Source organism: Symbiopectobacterium purcellii (assembly GCF_019797845.1).
Taxonomy (GTDB): Bacteria; Pseudomonadota; Gammaproteobacteria; order Enterobacterales; family Enterobacteriaceae; genus Symbiopectobacterium; species Symbiopectobacterium purcellii.
In genome coordinates this window covers 1,616,133-1,640,359 of sequence record NZ_CP081864.1, presented here as the reverse complement: position 1 = coordinate 1,640,359, position 24,227 = coordinate 1,616,133, and the positions used below count along the sequence as shown (strand labels likewise).

16 protein-coding genes, 2 tRNA genes and 2 pseudogenes are annotated in these 24,227 nt (G+C 47.4%); 12 read left to right on the top strand and 8 right to left on the bottom strand.

The window, feature by feature from the left end; genetic code table 11:
* The first annotated feature begins 942 nt into the window (after window positions 1–942).
* Together K6K13_RS07615 and K6K13_RS07610 are read left to right on the top strand one after the other, a co-directional pair.
* The gene (locus K6K13_RS07615) at window positions 943–1,386 is read left to right on the top strand and encodes a hypothetical protein (protein WP_222160234.1); all 444 of its coding nucleotides are present in this window, start codon (window positions 943–945) and stop codon (window positions 1,384–1,386) included.
* Between the two features lie 126 nt (window positions 1,387–1,512).
* Window positions 1,513–2,406, top strand: a complete 894-nt coding sequence (locus K6K13_RS07610; RefSeq protein ID WP_222160233.1) for a hypothetical protein — start codon at window positions 1,513–1,515, stop codon at window positions 2,404–2,406.
* Between the two features lie 540 nt (window positions 2,407–2,946).
* On the opposite strand, the gene K6K13_RS07605 is transcribed toward K6K13_RS07610, so the two are convergent.
* Window positions 2,947–3,036 (bottom strand) — tRNA-Ser (locus tag K6K13_RS07605).
* A 96-nt stretch (window positions 3,037–3,132) separates the two neighbouring features.
* Between K6K13_RS07605 and mtfA the strand changes: the two genes are divergently transcribed.
* From mtfA to K6K13_RS07580, 5 genes are all read left to right on the top strand, one after another.
* Complete coding sequence (gene mtfA, locus K6K13_RS07600) at window positions 3,133–3,924, top strand: DgsA anti-repressor MtfA (RefSeq protein ID WP_222160231.1); 792 nt, start codon at window positions 3,133–3,135, stop codon at window positions 3,922–3,924.
* A gap of 108 nt (window positions 3,925–4,032) precedes the next feature.
* A tRNA-Asn gene (locus K6K13_RS07595) sits at window positions 4,033–4,108 on the top strand.
* 229 nt (window positions 4,109–4,337) lie between these two features.
* Window positions 4,338–4,496, top strand: coding sequence for an Arm DNA-binding domain-containing protein (locus K6K13_RS23705; protein WP_434064606.1), 159 nt, complete (start codon window positions 4,338–4,340; stop codon window positions 4,494–4,496).
* A gap of 754 nt (window positions 4,497–5,250) precedes the next feature.
* On the top strand, window positions 5,251–5,487 hold the full coding sequence (locus K6K13_RS07585) for a hypothetical protein (protein ID WP_222160230.1): 237 nt from the start codon (window positions 5,251–5,253) through the stop codon (window positions 5,485–5,487).
* A 126-nt stretch (window positions 5,488–5,613) separates the two neighbouring features.
* Complete coding sequence (locus K6K13_RS07580) at window positions 5,614–5,859, top strand: hypothetical protein (protein WP_222160229.1); 246 nt, start codon at window positions 5,614–5,616, stop codon at window positions 5,857–5,859.
* A 71-nt stretch (window positions 5,860–5,930) separates the two neighbouring features.
* Here K6K13_RS07580 and K6K13_RS07575 read toward each other — a convergent pair whose 3' ends face one another.
* Window positions 5,931–6,242 carry a hypothetical protein gene (locus K6K13_RS07575; RefSeq protein ID WP_222160228.1) on the bottom strand — a complete coding sequence of 104 codons (312 nt, stop codon included), beginning with the start codon at window positions 6,240–6,242 and terminating at the stop codon, window positions 5,931–5,933.
* 277 nt (window positions 6,243–6,519) lie between these two features.
* Between K6K13_RS07575 and K6K13_RS07570 the strand changes: the two genes are divergently transcribed.
* The gene (locus tag K6K13_RS07570; protein WP_252120498.1) at window positions 6,520–7,077 is read left to right on the top strand and encodes a histidine phosphatase family protein; all 558 of its coding nucleotides are present in this window, start codon (window positions 6,520–6,522) and stop codon (window positions 7,075–7,077) included.
* Window positions 7,078–7,207: 130 nt separating this feature from the next.
* Complete coding sequence (locus K6K13_RS07565) at window positions 7,208–7,453, top strand: hypothetical protein (protein WP_222160227.1); 246 nt, start codon at window positions 7,208–7,210, stop codon at window positions 7,451–7,453.
* A gap of 263 nt (window positions 7,454–7,716) precedes the next feature.
* Here the strand turns inward: K6K13_RS07565 and fos are convergent, their stop codons facing one another.
* Together fos and K6K13_RS07550 are read right to left on the bottom strand one after the other, a co-directional pair.
* Window positions 7,717–8,115, bottom strand: coding sequence for a fosfomycin resistance glutathione transferase (gene fos / locus K6K13_RS07560; protein ID WP_222160226.1), 399 nt, complete (start codon window positions 8,113–8,115; stop codon window positions 7,717–7,719).
* Window positions 8,116–8,702: 587 nt separating this feature from the next.
* Window positions 8,703–14,027, bottom strand: a pseudogene (locus K6K13_RS07550) (autotransporter-associated beta strand repeat-containing protein).
* Window positions 14,028–15,604: 1,577 nt separating this feature from the next.
* Between K6K13_RS07550 and K6K13_RS07545 the strand changes: the two are divergent.
* Window positions 15,605–16,356, top strand: a protein-coding gene (locus tag K6K13_RS07545; RefSeq protein ID WP_252120271.1) for an IS5 family transposase whose coding sequence is annotated in 2 segments (ribosomal slippage) — window positions 15,605–15,938 and window positions 15,938–16,356 — 753 coding nt in all. Because the reading frame shifts where the segments join, the coding sequence is not laid out codon by codon here.
* 850 nt (window positions 16,357–17,206) lie between these two features.
* On the opposite strand, the pseudogene K6K13_RS07540 reads toward K6K13_RS07545, so the two are convergent.
* From K6K13_RS07540 to K6K13_RS07530, 3 genes and pseudogenes are all read right to left on the bottom strand, one after another.
* Window positions 17,207–17,894 (bottom strand): annotated as a pseudogene (locus K6K13_RS07540) (integrase core domain-containing protein); the annotation flags it as partial.
* A gap of 51 nt (window positions 17,895–17,945) precedes the next feature.
* The gene (locus tag K6K13_RS07535; protein ID WP_222160225.1) at window positions 17,946–20,042 is read right to left on the bottom strand and encodes a hypothetical protein; all 2,097 of its coding nucleotides are present in this window, start codon (window positions 20,040–20,042) and stop codon (window positions 17,946–17,948) included.
* A gap of 588 nt (window positions 20,043–20,630) precedes the next feature.
* Window positions 20,631–21,050 carry a winged helix-turn-helix transcriptional regulator gene (locus tag K6K13_RS07530; RefSeq protein WP_222160224.1) on the bottom strand — a complete coding sequence of 140 codons (420 nt, stop codon included), beginning with the start codon at window positions 21,048–21,050 and terminating at the stop codon, window positions 20,631–20,633.
* Between the two features lie 230 nt (window positions 21,051–21,280).
* On the opposite strand from K6K13_RS07530, the gene K6K13_RS07525 reads away from it, so the two are divergent.
* Together K6K13_RS07525 and K6K13_RS07520 are read left to right on the top strand one after the other, a co-directional pair.
* Window positions 21,281–22,024: an SDR family oxidoreductase gene (locus tag K6K13_RS07525; RefSeq protein ID WP_222160223.1), complete on the top strand. Its 744-nt coding sequence runs from the start codon at window positions 21,281–21,283 to the stop codon at window positions 22,022–22,024.
* A gap of 230 nt (window positions 22,025–22,254) precedes the next feature.
* Window positions 22,255–22,602, top strand: coding sequence for an urea transporter (locus K6K13_RS07520; protein ID WP_222160222.1), 348 nt, complete (start codon window positions 22,255–22,257; stop codon window positions 22,600–22,602).
* A 251-nt stretch (window positions 22,603–22,853) separates the two neighbouring features.
* On the opposite strand, the gene K6K13_RS07515 is transcribed toward K6K13_RS07520, so the two are convergent.
* Window positions 22,854–24,212: a tetratricopeptide repeat protein gene (locus K6K13_RS07515; protein WP_222161003.1), complete on the bottom strand. Its 1,359-nt coding sequence runs from the start codon at window positions 24,210–24,212 to the stop codon at window positions 22,854–22,856.
* Window positions 24,213–24,227 lie beyond the last annotated feature (15 nt).

Below are 24,227 nucleotides of genomic sequence, written 5' to 3'. Positions count from 1 at the left end.
TTACTTCCCCTCAACAGTATAAATAAGATAGTTTGTCTGAAAATTGTCATTGCAATAGCATAATACTTATTATCATATGTTATTCTGTCCGGAAAATTTCTCTTCTATCTGACCGATTCGGAGAAAAAGTGGCTCACCTTTCACAGAAAACACTGATTAACTATCGCACGTTAAGAGATACCTTCCGACCAGAGCGCATCGAAGACTATAAAGTCCGTAGCACGCTTACCCTACCGGCAATAAAATGCGATCTACTGATATTCAATCGATCCAGAGCAACTCTGTTTTTTCCCGTTGGTCAGAGATAGATTTCAAAAGTGCCTTATGGGTTATCCCTGAACAGCGCGAAGCAATCTCACAGTCATGCATTCAGTCCATAGTACCAAAACGCTTATAAACCATTATGTTCCCTTATGCCATCAGGCACTGGAAGTTTTGGAAGAACTAAAAGACCTGACCAATGACGTTAACGGTAATGGCGGTTTTATTCTTACGGGTTGTTATGATGTGATGAAAACGATGAGCGAAAGCGCCACCAACGAGGCACTTGTTCTTATCATTTTTTCATATTTAAACACATGATCTTGTTTTAAAAAAATATTGCTATAAGCACCTCAGCCTAATGAGCCAGGCATTTTAGGTTATCAGGATTTATTATTTTAGTTTTCACTCACACATGACAAGAATAGGGATGTCCGCGAAGATCCTCAATGTGATACAGAGATGGTTCATATCACAAGACTGTGCCAAACAGCAGATAAATTTAGAATATCAACGTACTAAAAAAATTGCCTGACAACAACGCTAACCCAAACAGACCATTATTTTAAAAAAGAAATAAACACAATACAAACGAAAAGCAGACGAGATTAAACCCATCATAGACTATGTTAATAGTGTAGCTTAAGATAATATTAAAAATAAACATTAGGTGATAACATCATGAAAGATAAGCTAAAAGGCGGGGAAGTTTATACTCTCAATAATGAAGAGGCAGCCGTTGAAATGTTAATTGGTTATGAGAATCAAAAACGGGTAGAGTTAAATAAAGACACGATAGGACCTGTACAGCTAAAGTTAATAGAAGATGTCGTTAATTTAACAGCTGCTGCTATAGCCTTTGGTGTTACATACTCTTCAACTGATGCACCACCTGACAAAGTGTGTCTAGATTTAAATATAACCAATGATGCTGATATAATATTAGTTCCTGTTTGTATAAATATGCCGACAGGTTTTTATTATAGGCAGTCATTAAGTCCATTAGTAAGAAATTCACAAGGTAACTTGATAATAGAGTGCAACAGTCTTGATCAAGACATGTTAATAAAGTTGGATTTTGTCGCTATCACAACCGACAAGAGAAGATTAGATCCAATAAAATAAGTTGATACTTCAGCACCTGATTTTTATAAAGAACTTGACTCCTTTGATATCCCCATTATAAGTATATACATTAAAGTTAAAGATGATTTTTTAATATTTTATTATTTGTGGGTTAATGAGCAAGGCGTGTTAATCAACGATAGTAATTACATTGATACTACTGGCTTCACATACGGAGCATTTCAAGGATATAAATCAAGTACATCGCCATCATTTGGCGTTTGTTTTAATAAAATTAAGGTAACTAGAAAAAAGGGAGAGACTGTACGTGCCGATATTGTTTTCACCCCGTTATATTTAATTGCTGATGATGTTATTGGTCCCTATATCTCACGAAAAATTGTCGACATCGGAGAAAAGTCTGGAGTCGGTTATCAATGGGCAAAATTGGCAGCACTCGATTTTTGGCTTTCAATTAAAACCAAACAAGAAGACGTATCAAAAATTAGTGGCGGCCCAGATATTTTTACACTAATGTCAGCTGGAGCGATATTGTTAACAGCTGGATTTGCTGCTTTTAGTTCAATTAGAACGCAGATAAATAAAATAGATCCTATAACGCTTACACTTACCATACGGAACTATTTGGATTCTTGTTTATGTATCAGTGCCATGTCGATTGTCGATGATATACACAAGACCAGATCGCCAATTTTACGCTCTGGCGAAACAGCGGTTTTTCCGTATTCGAAAAGCAAAAACTTTGATAAAACACAACTCATTGACATCATTGTTATTTCTAATGTAACCGAACTAAATGAAGGGGATTTTTTAAGATTCTGCATTGAAAATGCAGGACGGGGAAAATCAATTAGATTGAAAGAAATAACTGAATATAAATCAGGAAAAATCATAGGCTTGTGGGATGAAAACTTCAATGAAGATTACAAAACAAACAGCATGCAATTTGCCAGACGTATGATCCGTGATCATAACACAGGGTTAACACGTTATTATACAATAATATCTAATAATCAAACCTATCGTTCAGCTGGGAATATTGGCATTACTTTCTTTTAACCTAAAAATTAAACATGTCATAAAAACCATCAAATTTTTTATTAAAACGAAAGAGTTGTTAAGTCATCTACTTAACTTCATTTCGGTTTTATCCGAAAAGCAAAACACGTAGCCTAATGAAGAGGGAAACCAATCATTTTGTAGCAACAGCTGATGCAGACGTACTGGCAGGCAAAGACAATGATTACGAAGCGCTAAAGCTGGCAATATGCAGCTCACGCTAGTCGAGCACTCACCTCCCTCTTCAGGTCATTACCTGCTATCTCCTGTGGCACATCATAGTTACTCCGCTTAAACCACGGCTTTACTAACTTCATGACGTCACTGACATACCTTTTTCTCTGACAAACCATCAACTTTGCTGCGCGCTTTGCGAACGCTAAAAATAATTTATTTCAAGAGTGTGAGCCAGGAGGGCTGCTCAGAAAATTACAACATGATAGAAATGTGAGGGTTAGGGACAGAAGGTGATTTTAACGGGATGTTTAATGCAGTAAAAAATCAAAAAAAAATCGTAACCAATTGATTTTATGGATTAATTGGCGGGGAGGGAGGGATTTGAACCCTCGGTAGAGTTGCCCCTACTCCGGTTTTCGAGACCGCTCCATTCAGCCGCTCTGGCACCTCTCCGTTTAAGTGGTTGCTATCATGCCCTGTTTTGCGGCATTTTGACAGCAGATATCCTTGCCTTTGTATTCAAGTGACGACTTAGCGAGCAACACGACGATGAAATGGCCATGGAAAACACAGCACGCACCGGAAAGCACCCCCATTCAGTGGCAAGATGCTCTTGCCATTCCGCTGTTGGCACCGTTAAGCGATAGCGAACAACAACGACTTATCCTGCTTGCCAGTGATTTTTTACATCAAAAACGTATCATTCCTTTACAGGGACTGGCGCTGACCTCCGTTATGGAGCAGCGAATCGCACTGCTGTTTTGCTTGCCCGTTCTCAAGCTCGGCATTGAATGGCTAAACGGTTTCCATGAGGTGTTAATCTATCCCGGCCCTTTTATTGTTAATGATGAATGGCAGGATGATATCGGTCTGGTACACGCCGGGCCAGTGGTGCAATCCGGTCAAAGTTGGGATCAGGGCCCCATCATATTGAACTGGCAAGAAGTGCAAGACAGTTTTGATTTATCAGGGTTCAATCTGGTTATTCATGAGGTCACGCACAAGTTGGATATCCGTAACGGCGGTGAAGCCACCGGTGTTCCACCGATTCCTTTACGTGATGTGGTGGAGTGGGAAACACAGTTACATGCCGCAATGGAAGCACTGCAAGATGAAATCGATCAAGTCGGAGTCGATGCCGCCAGCATGGATCCTTACGCAGCCCAAGATCCGACCGAGTGCTTCGCGGTGCTCTCTGAATATTTCTTTAGCGCACCAGAGCTTCTTTTCGAACGTTTTCCTACGCTTTATGGCTGTTTTAGTCGCTTCTACCAGCAAGACCCACTGGCGCGATTAAAATCCTGGCAACAAGCTAACCAGCGGGCCCCCGTGCTCTATTGATGAATAATCGGCCTTAATTGTACACAGCCTAAGCAAACAGACAATACGGGCGAATTTACCGTTGACAGCCTGCCAGCCGACCGATAATATTCGCCCCGCTTACACAATTCCTCTGTAGTTCAGTCGGTAGAACGGCGGACTGTTAATCCGTATGTCACTGGTTCGAGTCCAGTCAGAGGAGCCAAATTCTAAAAAGCAGATGTCTTCGGGCATCTGCTTTTTGCTTTTGGATTCAAAAAAATAATACAAGAATCCTTTCCCGACTCGTGGGTGTTTTCCCCTCCGCATCGGGTGAATGTGGTGGTCAGATGTGGGGTCTTTCCGGTTCGATAAAAGAGTGATCCGCATATGCCCCTTAACGACTCAAAAATCCGCAACGTAAAAACCCTTTCAAAGCCTCCGATTCACACGGTCTGTATTTAGTCGTCAATCCCAACGGTTCACGCAATTGGCATCTCAAATATCGCAGCAAGGGCAAAGCATCACGTTTCAGCCTCGGAGCCTACCCGCTAATAACGCTGCCTAAAATGAGGTATACGAATGCACGCGTAAGAGCGTGTGCCATGGGCTGACGGCTATCAGCCTGCTTATTCCTGCCCTCACCGATAGGCGAGAGTGCGCGCAAGCATTGACCAAAATGTTCCAAAGACAGCGTCTTTGCAAAATGCAAACAGTGCAGGGTTAATGGAAACGAGATTTCAGTCCTCACCCTGAGGGACTGGGCCCAATGAAATAGCGCATTCTTACGGCAGATGACGTCAGCCTGCTCTGACATAGAGGCGGAGAAATGAGGTTCGTGACGGATGATCACACACGAAGCAGACCGCTGTCCCACTCAAAGAACATGCTAAGCAAGGCGCGGACGTTAAATTGCTGGAATCTTTCTGGAGGGGAATAATCAGGTATCCCCAAGGGCACTCTACATTGGCCTGACGTTTTTCTCCCAATAGCGGTTGGCGTACAGCAACACTAGTTTATGTATCTTTTCTCGATTAGCATAGGGCACACACCTCAATATAAGTGTTCAAGAAATAGAAATTGACGAAGGCAATAAAAGGGAGGCGTGATGTTTACCCCGGAATTTATAAATGAAGAACGCGGAGAGTTTCTCCTTATAGCCAACCACAGCCTAGCATCTGCGGAGTCGATACAATTCAGTATTGCCTATAATCTTGCCAGGATATCCTACGGGAAATCCCAACTTCCACCGCATATTCGAACCTGTAGGGTCGTCTATGACACCAGAGGGCAATCAATCCCTGACGCCGTCCTGACTCAGGTCAACAGAGCGCTTGAGCAGGTTGCCATTGTGGAGTTTAAACGCTGATGGGACTCCAGTTAATTATAAAAGCAGATCGTAAAAAAATAGAAAAAGTTTTGGGGTCACTGGCGTCAGAATGTGAGATTTTTCCGGTTGCAGAAGGCCTTTTTGGTATTTCAATTCCGGAGCGAAGTCTCTTATCCGGGGGGGAAGATGTGGTTCTACGCAAACTTGAACAACTAAAGCGTTTTGACCTCTGGCAGGGATCATGGCAAGAATCCAAGCGACGTTGGTTCTGGTGAGGTTCAGCGCTGAGCGAGAAGCAGATATTTTAGATTCGACTATTTTCTCAGCTTCCCGGGTCAGGAATAATCACCCTGTAGAATGGCTTTTATTACCCCAATGACTGTTCCGGGGACATCGACCCTATGAGCAAATTACAAAAACTAATTGCCGCTGAACATACCACCTTTTCACCCTACTCCAACCTTCCCTCGACGGCGATATCTCGTATTGCATCAAAATGCCAAAGGGATGAAGTTGCCGAAGCCCCTATCAGAATAAAAGAACTCAACGCGGAGTTAGCCACAATACCTGATTGGGATGGTGATACACAGGACGATATTTGGAGGGCCATCGAATTGTTCAGAGCAATCCCCGCGAAGGTGAGATAATAAATGACCTTGATATCCGCTCATAACACGACCCGCTCACAGTAGCGATTATTGGCAGCTAAGAACAAAAGTTAGTCAATTATTGCAGATGGTTTTTCATTCTCGGGCGACCAATAGCCACCACTGCCATGGTAGGTTTCAGCTCCCAGTACGAACTGCGTTCCGCAATGCTTACATATAAAATGATAATCAACGATATCGCCCCATATCATCTTTTCAGCACACTCACGAAAGCTGTATTGGTTGCCATCATCAGTTGCTTTGATTTCAGTCAGAACCCCTTCGCTGAGAGCATGCTTTGCAATGCGGATTGCCTTCCGTAATTGTTCAGGTTGACGGATAACGTATTTAACACATAGATCCAGGCACTGCTCGCAACTCATTAAACGACCTCCATACTGATGATTTTATGCCTTGGCTTATCCTAATCACTCACCACTGTAAACAAATCAAATTTTTCATCCCCTCTTAACACAGGGTAGCTATGTCCGTTCCTGAAAAAAAGCGGCCCATCTAGAAGTTAAGTGGAATATCTATAAGCAAAAAGCAGAAATGCCAATGCCGAAGAAGAGTTGTTACCCACGCCACCTACGGTAAAATGGCTGCAAACGATAAAGGTGCACTTTCTGACTAGACGTTAATAAAAGGACGAGCCAGGTGATGGAAATTATTCTGATGCGTCACGGTAAACCCAGTTTTACTGGCGCCCGAAAAGTAGCTACTCGCGAAATGGCCAGTTGGATTCAGCAATACGATCTTTCTTGTATCGGCAGTGATCAACCACCTGAAGCCAGTCGGGTGCTGGTTCACAGGGCGTTAATGGTTTTCAGCAGCCCCCTTCCCAGGGCAATGTCTTCTGCACGCAATCTCAATGTAGAGCCTGAGATAATCGATAACGTATTCAGGGAAGCAGAGCTGCCTGTATATCTGATCCCTGTCGTTAAGTTATCCCCTTTCAGTTGGGTTATTTTTTTCCGTCTGATGTGGCTTTGCGGTATGTCACAAAAGGCTGAATCTTTAGCAATGGCAAAAAGGCGTGCCCGTCAAGCTACAGGCATGCTGGTAGAGCATGCCAGAGAGAACACCGGGCCCGTGCTGCTGATAGGGCACGGTATTATGAACCGTCTTATAGCTAATGAATTGATATCATTGGGCTGGAAAAAGCGTACCCGTGCCGGAAAAGGATACTGGGAGGCAGGCGTTTATGCGTTCCTTTAGCATAGTCTCTCAGAGACATAACCCCTCTTTTGTTCTCGCGTGCAAAATTTCCGCCTCTAACATGCTGAGGACAGAATCGATACTCGACTGGATAACCCGTTAATTCTGTATCCAATATAAGGAAATGAGTATGGATTATGAGGTGGTGGCGCTCTCATGCATGACTTATATCATGGCTGTTTGGATGCTATTACATGGCATCAGAGGAGCTCAGTCAGGCGTGATTGTTGAAAGCAGAAAAGGCTCCTCAGTGAAAGATTGCTATTACCGGGGTGATATTGGTTTTTACGTTAATGTCTTTCTTTACATCGTTGGTGGCACTTTTATGGTGGGTATCTCGACATGGCTTTTAATGAGGGGCTTAGGTTACTGGTAATCCCCGCGCCAGCCTGGGAGTACAGGTGTTTCTGTCTGCACGTAACTGAAAATCGTTTTTGTGAAGTTGAAGGTTTGCCTCCCCGGCGAGGGAAACCCGGTGATTTCATTCGGTATCAGGTGGCTCACCCGTCTGTAGCTTCGGTGCTCTGAGAAATCTGAGCAGTTGCTATGAGCAAAAGCGGCAGTTAGTAAGGTCATGTTCGCCTCAATCAAGAGGGACAAGCGTTAACAAAGATTATTGTTTCATACAATCTTACGAGATTAAAAAAACTCCATATTTTTATATGGATATTTTATACAGGCATTGAGGCGGCTATCCAAATCTCCGTCATGTATTTCAAGTTTGTGCCCATCGGGATCTAAAAAGTAGATAGATTTTCCTTCGCTCTTATTTATTTTCCACTCTGTAACACCCGCTGATTTTAGATGATTAGCATATTCATCAAAGTCTTCGCCTCTGATGCTGAATGCATAATGAGTGTAATCCTCCCTGGGAGTAACATCACCAACAGAGAGACATAACCACAGATTGTCCAGACAAAGATAGGCACCTTCGTCCCATTTGGCCTTCGGTATAAACCCCAGTGTGTTCACGTAAAAATCAAAACTTCGTGAAACGTCACTTACGGAAATTGTCATATGATTCAGTCCATTCAGCATGTACAGTCTCTTAATCAGTGAGTGTAGAGTGAAAGTCTCTCTAAGAGTACTTCAGTTCACCGTCAACGTTTAGCATTGTCCGTTCAGTTAAGAAGCAGACAGCCAGCTCAGACACAGCCCCCCATAGCCCGCCCAACTCTCGCCAGCACTGCCTGTCGTGATTCATCCTGATTACCAGGGCAAAGGGTATGCCTCCCTAGTGATGGGCACGACCCGGCGCCTTCCCTTCGGGATCGGCAAATGAGTTTAACTGTTCATGGTGTCTGCGACTTTGAGTTCTGATCGCATACATTTATGGCAAAACACTAATAATGTCGTTGGCCTGCCACTATAAAATCTGAGTGAAAAGAGCCAATGCGCCTTTAGTGAGGATTTTAGGTGGCGGTCATGCGATGACCATCATGGAAACTGTTCGTCGCTTTCTGGATGAACAATGCGGAATATCTGAAATAACACATCGCGCTGGCTTTGTACGAGTGAAAACCCCCCACGGCATTAGCGCAAGGCCCGTGCCCCTATCAGGTCACAAACGCAGTACGCTATGTGTTAAAGCCGTTATCATTACCCATGATGATAACGGCGAGCGGTTACCAGAAATAATTCACGCCGAGTGAAACCCGTCCTGCCTTATAAGACGACATATTGGTATCTACCCCGACCGCGCCCGTTACACTCAGGTTCGGCATCACCGTGCCTTTCACGCCAAATTTGAATTCAGCCCGATCCGCAGGCATCGGTTCCCGTACCGTCGTGCCATCCATGCGCATTGTTTGTGATGATGGCCCATGCCACCAGTTGGCTTCTATGAACCCCTGCATCAACGTTTGGCCATTCCGGTTCAGCCTGTCTTAATAAAACCGAACCCCCAACCGTGTGGTGGCGCTGTTGTCAGACATGTCGGATACTACCGACCCACTGGCCGTTGTGTGATCTTTTGCGCGATACAGGGAGTAAATGATCTCAGCCTGGGGCTCCAGGTAATACCGTGCCGTGGGGGATTCAGCCATCTTGAATTTATAGCCGCTCTCAATCGACATCGTTGTGTTGCGTGAGCGATAACTTTCGGTACGTTGTCCCTGGCCTGTCACGTCGTTGTCAAATCGCCCATGCATCACCCAGGTATCAATATAGGGGCCGGTTTGCGGATCGCTCTGGCCAAACCAGGTGCCATAGAGCCCTGCGCTGTAGCCTTTAAGGCTGTGGGATGAGCGTGAGACTTCATCCTCACTGTTGCCGGAACTGGTGCCGTATTGCGCCATCATCCCAACCCGAATGCTGCCGCCGTGCCTGTCGCTGAAACGTGCAATGTCACTCCCTCCGTGTAACACCCAGCGCCTGTCTTCTGTTTCCTGGCTATCCACTCCGTCGTGTTGAACCATGGAGCCTTCCATGCGCAGCCAGGTATACGAATCTTCTTGCCCCGGCACCTGCCACTGTCTGTCGCGCAACGTATGTCTATGCATCGCCATTGCCGACTGGCGCTCTTGCAGGTATGAGCCAACCACCGGTGAAAGCAGCGAAACCAGATACCAGTCCTGCGCCTCGCCACCCTCGCCACCGCGTTTTAAATGGTAATTATAGGCACCCACGTTCAATATCCCTGTACTGTTGTACCCGTCGGAGTTGGGGTCAAGTTGAAAAGCGTCAGCACCGGTCGTACCGCCATTTTCAGTCTGTACCAGGGCAACGCCCTTCTGGGTGAGTCCGCCCAGGCTATTCCCTGTTTTCACCAGAAGTGACGTATGGCCGGAGGCGTTACCGCCATCAATGATCAGGCGATCGGTGGGGGAGGTATCCCCGCCGAGCAACGTATTGACCACAATGATCCCGCCATTCCCAACATAATCGCCTTTAACGGTCAGCGCTGCGCTGGGGCCGCTGCCGTCGGTCATATTTACCGTCCCCGCATTATTGAGTCCGGCGATGATCTGACTGAGCCCATCGAGTGCCAGCGTGGCGGATTGTGCGACAGTAATAATAGAGTTCGGGCTGAATACGTTGAGATCGCCGGCTTGCAGTGTCCCCGCTTCTACAGCGGTTGAACCTGAGTACGTGTTGTTTGCGGTCAGCGTGGCGATACCCGTACCGAACAGCCGTACGCCACCGCTGCCAGAAATAAGCCCGTCAAAGAAATAATCATCACTGCGGTTAAAGGCAAGTGTCCCTGCATTATCGACATCACCGATGATTGAGCCGGTATTGCCGCCGTTGCCCAGTTGCAAGGTGCCTGCGGAAATCAGCGTGCCGCCGAGATAGTTATTGGCCGTTGTCAATACGGTGGTGCCACTGCCTCGCTGGTCAACCAGACCATTACCGGACACGGTATGATTGAAAATCAATGTGTCACTGCGATCAAACGCCAGTATTCCATTGTTGTTGACGTTGCTGGTGAGTGACCCCGTGTTTCCACCATTACCCAATTGCAGAGTCCCTGAGGATATCGTGGTGAGCCCCGTATAGGTACTGTTTGCTGTCAGCACCGTTGAGCCCGTGCCTGTCTGGTTGACCACGCCGGTGCCGGAAATAACCCCATCATAGACGAGCGTGTTATTACGATTAAACGCCAGCGCCGCATTGTTGATCACATGACTGACGATTGACCCGGTGCTGCTGCCGTCGCCAATTTGTACTGTCCCCTGGGTAAGCACCGTCTCTCCGGTGTACGTGTTCTCCCCTGTCAGGGTGAGCAAACCGGCACCGATTTTGGTCAGGGCACCTGCGCCGGAAATAATACCGCTTAAGGTTAACGGGGAGGCGAGCGCGATATCCATGGTACCGCCGAGGGCATTTAACAGGGTCGCGCGTGACGAGGACATCATGGCATCGGTGGCAAGCGTACCGCCATTAAACGAGAGCCCCCCACCGGACTGACCAAGATTGCTGTCGCTGGTGATGCGCAGCGTACCGCCGTTGATTGCCGTGCCCCCGGTATACGTGTTGGCACCGTTAAGCACCAGCGTGCCGAGATCGGTTTTCACCACCTGCACATCGCCTTGCAAGAGGGCATCGATGGTTGCGGTGTAGGCGGCGCCGGGCAGGCTGCCATTGCCAACCCGCACCGTGGTGTGCCCTGTGCCGGTTTCCGTTTCCACCAGTGACAGCTCCGCGCCATTCAACACGTAGCTATCAGAGGCAAACTGCATTCCCGATGAGGTCACCTGACCCAGGCTGTTATCTACCTTGACGGTACCGGCTTCTGCCTGAAAAATGGCAAAAGCCCCCGCCTGCCACGGGGCGTTCAATAGGCCATCGGAGACCGTCCAGTTGTCGTTGCCCACCGTAGCGGTTTGCCAGACCCCGTTACCGCCATTGACTACACCGTTATTTTTATTACCCACCGCGCCGCCGTCCCACATATTCAGCGTCAACCCGGTGGTATCCACCAGGTTGACCTGATTCGCCACCGAGGTTTGTACATATTCAACCCGGCCCGGCGGGATGTCCCCGAGCTCCAGACCGTTATTGGTCAGGGCACCGGTGTAGTCAATGACGCGATAGATACCGGGACCAAAGGAGCCTCCGGTGGTGGCCGTAACGTTGATGGTTCCATCCAGAACCAAATCCCCGTTGACCTTCACCAGGTCGTTAAGGGGGCCCCCCACTTCATAAGGTAACCCGAAGTGGTAATCGAGCATTGAACCGCTGCTTAATGTGAGATTGCCATTGATGGTCAGTTTATCAATGATCCCACCCACCGCGCCGGGGGACAGGGTAGCGCCGTCGGCAATGGTGACATCGCCGCCGATAATACCGGTGCCGCCGAGTGTGGCGCCGCTGTTGACCGTGGTGATGCCCGTGGCTGCGGTTTGATCGCCATTGATATACAGCCCGCCCGCCGTAACGCGGGTTGCGCCCAGATAGGCGTTACTACCGGTTAATACCGTGTTTCCTGAACCGGTTTGAGAGAGAGCGCCGTCACCGGAGATGTGGCCACCGTAGGTGAGTAAATTGCTGCGTTGAAACGCCAGTGTGCCACCACTCTCCACATTGACATCGCTTGCTATCGAGCCCGTGCTGCCGTTATTGCCCAGTTGCAGTGTGCCGGCTGTGACGGTGGTGATACCGGTGTAACTGTTCTCTCCGGTCAGGACCGTGATGCCGCTTCCACGTTGGTTCACCTGGCCACTACCCGAAATGACGCCACCATACGAGAGACTGTTATTGCGATTAAAGGCCAGCACGCCGTCGGTGCCAATCGCAACATCACTGGTGATGGCGCCAGTGCCAAGACCGTTACCCAGCTGTAGCGTGCCGTTCAAAATGTCGGTTTGACCGGTATAGTTGTTTGCGCCCGCCAGCGTCAACGTGCCGCTTCCCGTCTTGGTGAGCGAGCCTGAGCCGCCGATAGCGCCATTCATTATCAGTGTCGTCGTGGGGGCTACCGCAAATGTGCCACCGCCAGGACCCAGAGTGACGGCACGCGCCGAGGAGAAGCTGCCCGTGGTGGCGAGGGTGCCGGTGTTCATGCCAAGGCTGCCTGCCAGGTTACCAAGATTGCTGTCGGTGCTGACCTGCAGTGTCCCGCCTTCGATCGCCGTGCCGCCGGAATAGGTATTGAGTCCGTTTAATACCAAGGTGCCCAGATCGCCCTTCACCAGCGTGGTGGTGCCCTGTAACAGCGCGTCAATGGTGGCAACATAACCGGCACCGTCTGAGGTATGGTCGCCGACCTCAACAAGGGTTTCTCCTGAACCGGCTTCGCTTTCAACCAGCGTTAGCGCCGCGCCATTGAGGGTATAACCGTCTGAGGCAAACTGCATGCCCACGGCGATAACCTGTCCTTCACTGTTATCAATGGTGACAGTGCCGGGGTCAGCGGTGAAGATGGCAAACGCCGCATTGCTCCAGGGCGTGTTAATCGTGCCTGCGTCGAGGGTCCAGTTATCGTTACTGGCCGGTGTGGACGCCTGCCAGATGCCGTTTCCGCCATTAACCATGCCGTCGTTTTTATTGGCCAGTGCGCCACCGTCCCAAAAATTCAGTGTGAGCCCTGCGCTATTGATCAAATTAACCTGATTGGCAACGGATGTCTGAATAAACATGCCACTCGTTTCAGGGAGACTTCCGAGACTCAATTGGTTATTGGTTAATGTCCCGCTGTAATCGATAAGGCGATAGAGACCGGGAGTAAACGCACCGGGGGCGCTTTCGGTAACGTTAAGTATGCCGTCCAGCGTGAGATTGCCGTTAACCACGGTCAAATCGTTGTTACTGCCGTTGATGACACCGACTTCACCCAGGGTGTAGTTAAGTACCGAGGTGTTGTTAAGCGTCAGGTTGCCGTTAATGGTCAGGGTTCCGACATGGCCAGAGGCCGCACCGGGGGATAAGATACCGCCATTCGCCACGGTGACAGCGCCGCCGACAGTGCCATTGCCGCCCAGCATTGCGCCGTTGCTGACGGTGGTTGTTCCGGTGGCACTGGTCTGATCGCCGTTGATGTACAGGCTGCCATTACTCACTGACGTGGTGCCACTGTAGCTATTGTTGGCACTGAGCGTGGTCACCCCGCTACCACTTTGGATGAGTGCACCGCTTCCGGAAATAATATCGCTGTAGTCAATCGCGTTGCTGCGGTTAAACGCCAGCGTTGCATTATTGGTGATATTGCCGACGATGGCGCCGGATGTTGTGCCGTTACCCAATTGCAACGTACCGTTCGAGAGCGTTGTGCCGCCCGTATAGGTGCTATTGCCTGTCAGTATGACAGTGCCTGAGCCGAGGTTACGCAGCGCACCATCACCTGAAATCACACCACCATAGGTCAGCGTGCCGGAACGGTTGAAAGAAAGTAATGCATTATTGGCAACAGACGTATTGCCGCTGATTGAACCCGCGCTGCCGCTGACCTCCAGGGTGCCCTGATCGATGGCGGTGCCATTGTAGGTATTGGCGCCGGTAAGCGTCAGCATGCCAAGGCCCTGTTTGGTAAGGGAATTGCCCGTGATAGTACTGTTGATGGTCACCGCGTTACTCTGGGTATCAAGAATACTGTCGGCGTCAGTGATATTCACGGCGCGTGCTGCCGACAAGGTGGCGTTACTGATGAATTGCAGCGTACCGCCATCAAGCGTCAAGGTGCCTGCTGTACTACCCAGCGCGCCCTCTGAGGCAATCTGCAAGATACCTGCCACCAGCGTCCAGGGTGTGTTAGCGGTGGTGGTGTTAATCAGTCTCCAGGTACTTGAGTCGGTTTTATAAAAGCTGGAGAAGTTTTGGAATTTGTTGCCGAATTGCGAGACATCAAAGAGGGTCGAGCGCTGAGTCCCAGAGGTGTTGCTCGTCAGGTTGCTGGTCGCCCCCCCTAATATGAATTTGTTAGTGGTACCTGAATTTGCAGAGATATTACCATTAAAAAGCCAATTATATTGCAACTCCAGGCTGTTGTTCCCCTCGGTGAAATAAATGGCGTTTGCCCGAGTTGTACCGTCTGAATTAAAACCGCCTTGGATGGTGTTATTATTAATAATATTGAGGTTCTTTCCGGGAATGCCGTATCCTCCGCGTGGGGAAGTCCCAGAAGCATACATGCCAGTACTCCCGGCATTACCACCAGAAATTGTTCCACTGTTATTGCTGGTTGTATTCTCGGCGTATATTCCGGCACCACCATTTGCACCAAACCGCCCATGGGAATAACTTGAACTACCACCATTCCCACCATTTCCACCATTTCCACCTGTAATAATATTTAATATATTTAGCGTAGCGTTTCTTACCCAAATAGCCGATCCACCCTCACCGCCCAAACCCGCACCGCCCATTGCATATGCGTTCCCACCGTTCCCTCCATTTCCTCCAAAGATAAGGTTTGAAGTACTCATGGTTCCGCCATTGAGAATCACGACACCAGCACCGCCGCCGCCACCACCTCCGCCATCAGCACCATTAACCGCACTGCCAACAGTCGAAGCCCCCCCATTTCCTCCAGATCCGCCATAAATAACAGCAGAAATACCGTTTAATGACCCTACAAAGCCATCGCCGCCGCCGCCAGAACCAATAGAGGATTGACATTTGTTTTTATCATTATCGCATTGATTGTCTCCTCCATTTCCGCCTGCGCTCCCTACTGGACTAAATGCATTACCGGCCTTACCACCTAAACCTGCGCTTCCTGGTGTACCACCAGATAGCGCATTTCCTGCACTGCCAGCACCGCCATCTCCGTTGCTAAAACCACCACTTCCTGAATTCACTGCGGAGTTCTCTGTCCCTCCTTTTCCAAATACTCCACCGCCGCCCCCCACTCCCCCATGTTCTCCGTAGCCATCAATAGGAAAAGGGTTACTTGCTCCGTCGCCGTCAGCAACAGCCACTGATACGTTTACGCAAAGGCCTATGATTAACGGCAAGCGTAATATATGTATCTTCAAGGCCACTTTATTTATTGTCATGACACCCCCTAGGGCCTGTTGACAATCATCGCCAAGAACCTGTTTTTTTGTAAAAGAATCTGTTTACATTCTGTCTTTTTTGGAAAAGCAGAATGCCAAGATTGATGCTCAGTGATGACCAATACGAACGGATTAGCCCGTTTTTGCCGGGAAAGGATTCGGATCCGGGACGAACAGCAGCAGATAATCGGCTTTTTGTCGAAGCGGTTTTATGGATCGCCCGAACTGGAAGCCCATGGAGAGATTTACCACCCGATTTCGGACTCTGGAACTGTGTGTACAAACGCTTTGCCAGATGGTCACGGGCAGAAATATGGCATTCCGTTTTTGCTGAACTTGCGGGCGATGCCGATTTCGAGGAAATCTTCATCGACAGCACTATCGTACGGGTTCATCAGCATGCAGCGGGCGCTCCCAAAAAAACGGTGACCAGTCGATTGGTCGTTCTCGCGGGGGATTGACAACCAAGATTCACGCTCTGGTTGATGGGCTGGGCATGCTTGCCCGTTTTAGTTTGACTGGTGGTCAAAAGAGCGACACCAGAGAAGCATTGCCTTTACTTGGTGAATTGAAACCTTCAAGCTTGGCTGCAGACAAAGCCTACGATACGAATGTGATTCTACAATATCTGGAGTCGGTAGGCATTCAGGCTGTCATCCCCAGCAAAGAGAATCGCCGTGAGCAACGCCCACTGGACAAACATCTTTACGCTTCACGCAATTTGATCGAACGTTTCTTTTGCCGTATCAAGCAATTTCGACGCGTAGCTACACGCTTCGACAAACTCTCAAAACGCTTCGCATCATTCGTTGCGCTCGCTGCTGCATTCGTCTGGCTGTGTTAATTGTCAACAGCCCCTAGGAAGAAAGGCTGAAAAATATTATTTTTTTCTATTTATTGGGGAAATGAATGAATAAAATTGCATCTAGCCATTGCTAACTCCATGATAATTTCAAACGAAGTTTGGCACCGAATTGCTTTTGTGAATCATGGCCCTTTTGAATAAATGATTATCAAGTTTCATAAATAACGTTTCTGTACATTTCATGCAAGGCACACGCGGTTCGATACCCGCAGTAACGCCATGATGCTTAGCGTTTTAATTAACTCTATAGATTCACCTATCTGTACATCGTAGTTCCGTAGCGTCAACCGCTCGCCACACACTTTTTTACGCGCGGCATCGCTGTTTCCATCGCTGAATGCAGGTGATAAAGCATTTTGTCTTATAATAATTTTTTGTTACCTGTCAGTCGCAGGTGCTCCACCGCGTTACTTTATTCCATTTTTCCACCGTCATGCCACGTCACCAAATACTTTCAGTCCGGTGCATCGATAACAAGGTGAGCTATCTCGCTACATAGTGGAGTCTTGGTGTTAATCTCACGTCCTGGGCCACCTTGTTGATACTTATGTAATCCGGGCAACGTGACAGAAAATCCATCACTTAGAAAACAGAATCAATCATCCACTGTAACGTAAGGTGAAAAACGTTTTTTAGCCTTAGCACGGTGGTTATCACCATACTTCACGTTGCATGTGTGATGCCCCTCTTTGCTATTCGTCTATCTCATCGTTTAATATTTCACACAGACGCCGTAAGTCTGCGTTTAAATATACCTTATAAAACATCAACTAACTCTTTAACATTGGTAGAAAAAAATATATTTTCAATGTAATACAATTCTGAATTTTTATTGGCTGTGAGCTTGTCCAAAAATCAATGCAGCGCCGAAATAGAGACCTTGATATTTCACGAGACTCCGGATGAATGCTGCCGGAGTCATATTATTTAGCGAGGAGTGAGTCCTTTCATGATGATATTTCTTCTCCACTGGTCGAGTTTTTCTTGCGCGTCTTCCAATGAAAGAACCCCGTGAATGTTAAGACCCCATCCCGCAGGCTACCGTTAAATGATTCAATAAAAGTATTATCTGTCGGTTTTTCAGGCTGAGAGAAGTCCATTGTCACGTTATTTTCATAGGCCCATATCCCAGTTTTCGAGAGAAATTCACTGCCGTTATCTGTCTGGACACGCTTTGGCAGGCGGTTACTCAGCACACGCAATGCCTCCATCACGTCGACGACATCCTCATCCTTCAGAGATTTTCCAACATCGAACGCACGGCACTCACGGCTAAAATTATCCCCTACAGTGAGCGCCTGAAATCGCCCCTCGTTAAACAGATTATCGGAAAAAAAATCCATGCTCCAGCACTGATCAACATAAATCAGCACCGGCCGCTGCAGAAGATGCATTGCCGTTACGTGACGACGAGGGCGTTTACAGCGTAGGTTTACCCCTTCCCGACGCGAGTGCCGATTTCGGCCGGTATCAATGCAAACGCAATCTGTTCTTCGCCTCTCTGTGTGATGTAAGAGAGACCGTACACTTTAGTTTAGACGGGTCCTTTTTTCAGGGAGAAGATCAGTTCAAATTATTATTTTATTAACACGTTGTTCAATTGCTGATTTAGACGCCAATCCGTTTATGATATTTTCATAAGCATCATCCCTCAAGGACTTACCTTCATTTTTCATTTGCTTAATAAAGTAATGGTTATGATGCTGGGTGTAAATGGCTTTCGCTTTTTCATCACGCCGAATGATTTCTTGCAAATCACTCCAATTAAACGATTTATCAGAAACACCATCTTGATGTTGTAAAGCCTCTTTGATTTCTTTTCTTTCACCTGCTAACGTTAAAAGATCTCGCACGCTAGACGCTAATATTTTTTCTTTTGTATTGATGGATAGAGATAGATTATGGTTTTCTTTCATAAATTCCAATCTGGATAATAGGTTATAACTCCCTTGTTGCTTATCCAATTTACCGTCCAAAGAACCAATGTTATATTCGCCATCACTAAGCATTCCCTTTATTATTTTTAAATCATCTGATAATAATGAGGTGCGTTGCCGAATAAAATACTTACCCGGTTGTTCTATAAATTTTTTCTGGCTCCGTGTTACTCTATCAAGTAAAACATCAACTCTAGAGCCTACTTGCTGATGCAATGCTTCAACCGTTAGTTGAATATTATTTTTATGCGCTTTGTTGATCGTCTTTTGAATCAATGAAAGTAATTTTATTTCTGCTAGGATTTTTTGCTGTTCTAGCATTACAGTCGTTGCCGCTTTAACAACCGTGTTGAGAGTATCAATCGTTGTTATAGCGGATTGTGTTGTCTGATTTGTGCCAGTAGAGGTTGTAGTTTGATATTTCATAAAGTTATCAAAATTTAATTTTTTATCCAATACATTTTGAGCATCTCTAGCACCTAAATATTTTCTTTCTTGCACTCTAGTTCTTGTCCGAATATAAGATCCATAAATAGTCGCTGGCGCGCCAATTAAAGCAGGAACAAACCCCAGCGCGCTGCCAATACCCGTGAGTGCACTTAAGGAGCTTAATGCCATCGCAGCTTGGCCAACAGCAGTGACAGCACCATACTCTATTCTTTGCTTATAATTATAATATATTTTTCGGTCAGCTATTTCTTTTAATTGTGCAATGTTTTCTTTAATAAACTCGGGTTGATGGTCCTTTACTAATAAAGAACGATTCTTCTTCAGCAGTTTATCGTACTTATATCCAGAAACAGTTTGCGAAATTCCATACCCAGTCATCATGACTTGTGCGGGCAAAAGTAGAATATTACTGACCATTCCTGCTAAATCACTCGCGGCTTCTGCGCCGCTGATTCCCTGCGACATGACTAGATCTGCTATTGATTTTGCAGACAATCCAACCATTCCACCTGTCATTAAACTCATTGCTGTAGCTTGTAATGATGAGAAATTGCGGTCAATTTTCACCATCGGAACGTCTTGTTTCATTCGTTGATATTCTGTAGCCACATAACGTGTTTTCGCAGTAGCATTGTTTTTTTCTTGCAACGACTTCCAGGTCGCACACAATTGTTGGAAATTTTCAATATTTTCTTTTTCATTGCCACCTTGTAACCAATTAATCCAAACCTCAAAAAAGGGTTCAATCCGTTCCTCAACGAGTTTCTTATTGGCATCATCTTCAGCAAAGTTTTGTTGTAATATTTCTAAAACCTCTTGTTTTTTCCCCTTAAGATCCTCCATAAACTTAGGATAAATTATTTTATAACTTTCAACTGATTCATCAAAAGCACCTTTTGCACCCACCCCGACTAATGGAATAGCGGGCAGTAAAATGCTTAATGATAATAATGATTGGTGAAACTGTGGTAAAACCTGACCTGTCGCTCCGGTAAATTCATCAATGCCATCAATAGAACGCAAGTAATTATAGGCTGATACGACTATTTTATTACAATACGTTTTTACTTTACTCAATATGTTTTTTTGTTTATCTAAATCACATGACCGCACAAAAAGAGAGGGTGTCGAATCATTATTTATACTTTGATTAGAATTACTAATATTACTGACCATAGAAGAAAAATGGGATTGTTTTATATCATTTTTATGCTCTGATATTTTTCCCAAGCAGCCTGTGGTGTAAAGAGAATTAGAGAAAGAGGCGATAGAAAGCATATAATGTCCTTTACATTGTCTCAGATGATATTGATAATCAATCTCATCTACGCTATCAGTTTTTTTGTCTTGGTGATAGATTTTTATTGGTCGTTTTTGGCTTTATCACGTTCCTCCGCTGAATATTGTCGCCGTAAAGGCCTTTATCTTGAAGACATTCAACAATGAAAGGACGCGTTTAAGCGCCCCGGGCAACGTGAAAGCAACGCACAGGAAAATAAACAAAAACAATTTATTCAATAAGTTATTTGTGATATTCCCGCAAAGTCAAGGCTCTGCTGATCTTGGGATATCTTGATATTCTATTGCTCCCTGTTCCATATTAACGATGCCGTCAAACAAGAGTCAACAATTAAAGCAAACTGTAAGCAAATAGGGTGGTCATTCTGGTGGTCTTAACCGATCCCCTCCTCGTTCAGCGTGCTCATTAGCGAGCGGCTGGCAAAGGCTGTCCTGGTTAAAGGCGCCAAATGCAAAAAGCAGATGTCTTCGGCATCTGCTTTATCAAACAACAGGCGACACCCATTGCGCCATATAACACAGTTTTTTCTCACAAAAACAACGCACTGGCTGCCAGAACAGTGCGTTTTACTCGCTTTTTTTTCTTTGATCGAAGACTGTTCGAGCATGTCTGATAGTTGCAAGATTTTCTTCAGCCCACAGCCACACACCACAAAAGGCAGCCCCCAGACTGAGGCCAAGATCGGTCAACTGGTATTCCACTTTTGGCGGCACGACAGGATAAACCGTACGAATAACCAGCCCTTCCCGTTCCATCTCTCTCAGCGTTTGCGTGAGCATTTTCTGGCTGATACCGGCCACGTGTTTTGCCAGTTGCGTAAAGCGCTGTTTGCCATGTTCAGCCAGTACCTCGAGGATCAGCATGGTCCACTTGTCTGCAACCCTGGCGATGACATCATTAACCAGCGCTTCAACGAGAGGGTCTGGTTTATCTGCCTGCGAAAGCTGTTTCTGAACGTCCTCATGACGGAGTCGGTTATCGCTCATATCGTTACTCTCTTTTAGAAAGTTATAGCCCTTTTAGACGATTTATTTCAGGAAGTATGCGGTAACCCGAATTTTCTTTCCAGAGTGAAACAGCTCGACGCCTTGCTATGCCTAAATCTAACCGCAAGGTAAGTAGGGTACTTTTCCGTGCCTACTTCCTAAAAAGCGTAAATGCTCTTACTGTCTTAAGCGTACCCATTCCTACTCCTACTCAAAAGGCAGCGTTCAGCATGAAAACAGCAAATAACACCATACTTATTACCGGGGGTGGCTCGGGCATTGGCCGGGAACTTGCCTTGCGCTTCCACGAACTGGGCAATACCGTTATTGTCAGCGGCAGGCGCTTGCAGTCCCTCAAGGAGACGATTGCAGGAAGAGCGAATATGCATGCAATTGAACTTGATATCGATGACCCGACAGACATTAGCGCGTTTGCACAGCGAGTTGTGGAGGAATACCCCACCCTTAATGTACTGATCAACAATGCAGGCATTATGCGTTACGACGATCTCAGTACCAAGAGCGATTTGCTGGATGCTGAGGCGCATATTACGACCAATTTACTCGGACCTGTCCGTCTCACTAACGCCCTGCTTGATCATCTCAAGCGCCAGTCGGGCGCTGTTATCGTCAATGTGTCGTCCGGTCTGGCGTTTGTACCGCGCACTGATGCGGCCATCTATAGCGCAACCAAAGCGGCTATCCATTCCATGACCCAATCTTTACGTCATCGACTCGCCGGGCAGATAGAAGTCATCGAACTGGTTCCACCCGCAGTCCAGACCGAACTTACGCCAGGTCAGGCCAACCGGGAAGGATACCTGCCGCTCGGCGCGTTTATCGATGAGGTGATGGCGCTCTTTTGCGAAACGCCTACGCCAGAAGAAATCATTGTCGAACGTGCCCGACTTCAGCGATTGGCCGAGCGAGAAGGACGCTTTGCTCAGGTGTTTGAACGGATCAATGGGCATTGATATCGACAACCAGTCAGCTAGCTGGGACGGGCGGCACCCCATGATTACGGATGTCATATGCCGATCGGGGCCGCCCGTATATGCTTGGCAAAAGGCTTTATCGTTTGACCATAGGCTAAATCATGCTCATCTTTCACTCCTAATGACACAGAACGCAGTAAATAGTCATACATTCAATTAGATAGAATGAGATATACTTGCATGGCGGCCAAAAAATTGAAGGATCAAACATGAACAACGATGAAATGGAAGCAACACTGCTGAAACATGGCTTCACGCCGAAAGAGATTGCGCTTATGCAAAAGCGCATCCGACGTGGGGTAAAAGAGGGTGATACTGAGATAACATTACTTTCGTTAGTACCTATTTTAAAGGATCGTTTTTATAACGTATTTTCAATAGTGTCACTGATTATTAGTGTGTTTATTTTAAACATTTATTTTAAATATCCGATGAGCACTGCATCTTTTATCAGCAATGTTATTGTGACCCTTGTGGGCTTGTTTTGTACCTATCATATTGGCGCTTTACCCCTGAGTTACAAATCTTATCGTTATTGTAAGAAAAAACAGGGTTAACAAGCTATTTTCCCCAGGTCTCAGCGTTACCTATTTCAAATATAACCCGTATCTTATTTCCTGTACCTCCCCTTTTTAACGTGAGCAAAGTGGCGGTGATAAATACTGTTGCATTTCCAGAGAAAACATCGTTCTCCGCCAGGAAGCAACAACCCTGTCGGTCTTTTGCAGATCGCAACCCCACGTTGTCCTAATTCTTGATTGTATTACTGGTTACTGACTATGCCCTGGTTCAGGTAAACATCCCTTCTCTACTCTTCCATTTTCCCTGACGACCAGTGCAGTGCCAGTCGCTGCCCGGCGTTGATTTCATTAGGTTGCATCACCGCTTCCAGATCGTTGCGCGCATGGATAGCGTCGTTCATCCCCTCCGTCGCCGCCATGGCATACCAGGCATACGCATGAATGCGGTTACGCGAAACCCCCATCCCATCCTGGCGCATCATGCCCATCCGGTATTGCGCCATGCGGTTTCCGGTTTGTGCCGCCAGCCAGTACTGTTTTGCCGCCGTCGTATAATCCGTTTTACCGCCTAGCCCAAGCCGCAGCATGTCGGCATAGGCCACGCGTGCAACGGTATCACCAGCCATCGCGGCCTTTGCGTACTCTTCACGCGCACGTTCCAGCAGGTTGCGTTTAAAAAATACATCCCCCAATTCACGCTGCGCGGGCAAATACCCCGCCGCAGAGGATTGTTGTAACAGTTGCTCACGCCCCTGGTGCTGGGGGTGTTGCTGGCTGAGTAAATAGCTGGCTTCGCCCGAGCCCCCTGCTGCCGCACGCGTCAGCCAGTCATGAGATTTCTGTCCATCCAGGGGGAGCAATCTGCCTTCGCGATACGCCTTGCCCAGCCACAGCTGTGCGGTCGGCTCATCGTTGATCGCTGCCCGTTGATACCAAGCCAGCGCGTTCTGCCCACCTTCATGTTGTGCCATCCACAGTTGTGCTTGCGGCTGACCGAGCGTTGCCGCGCGGAAATACCACCGTTCCGCGAGATCGCGCCGAACCGCCACACCGCTGCCCTGCTCATAGCGTTTTGCCAGTTGATATTGCGCATCCCGATTATCGCGCTCAGCGGCCTTTTGCAACCAATTGACGGCCTCAGCCTCGCCACCTGTGCGGCTGGCATGCCATTGCGCCACCTTCAGCTGTGATGGCGCGTAGCCATTGGCCGCGGAGGCTTCAAAATCATCCAGACAGGCAGCAACCAGCTTGTCCTGATGCTGTGTCTGACAAGCCATTCCCAGCCGATACCCAGCTTCACCGTTACCGAGGCGCGAGGCAGTGTTCCACCAACGCCGTGCGGCAGACGCATTCTTCGGTTCACCCAGTCCATCCTGGTACCAGTCGCCGACTTGCAGAGCCGCAGAGGCACGTCTGTCAAGGGGTGCAGCGCGTTGCGTCTCTTCGACTGTTTGTTGCATCCACTTCATCGCTTCCGGATATTTTCGCTGCTCAGCCAGTTGCCTCGCCAACTGATACTGCGCCTCACCGTTACCCCGTTGCGCCGACGCAGTGAGTTCTGCTTCTGACTGCATGGTTACCGGAGCCTGGCACGCCACCAAACTGCACACCGCTAGCACCAGTACGCGTCGTTTATCTTTAAACATGCTATCCAGACCGTT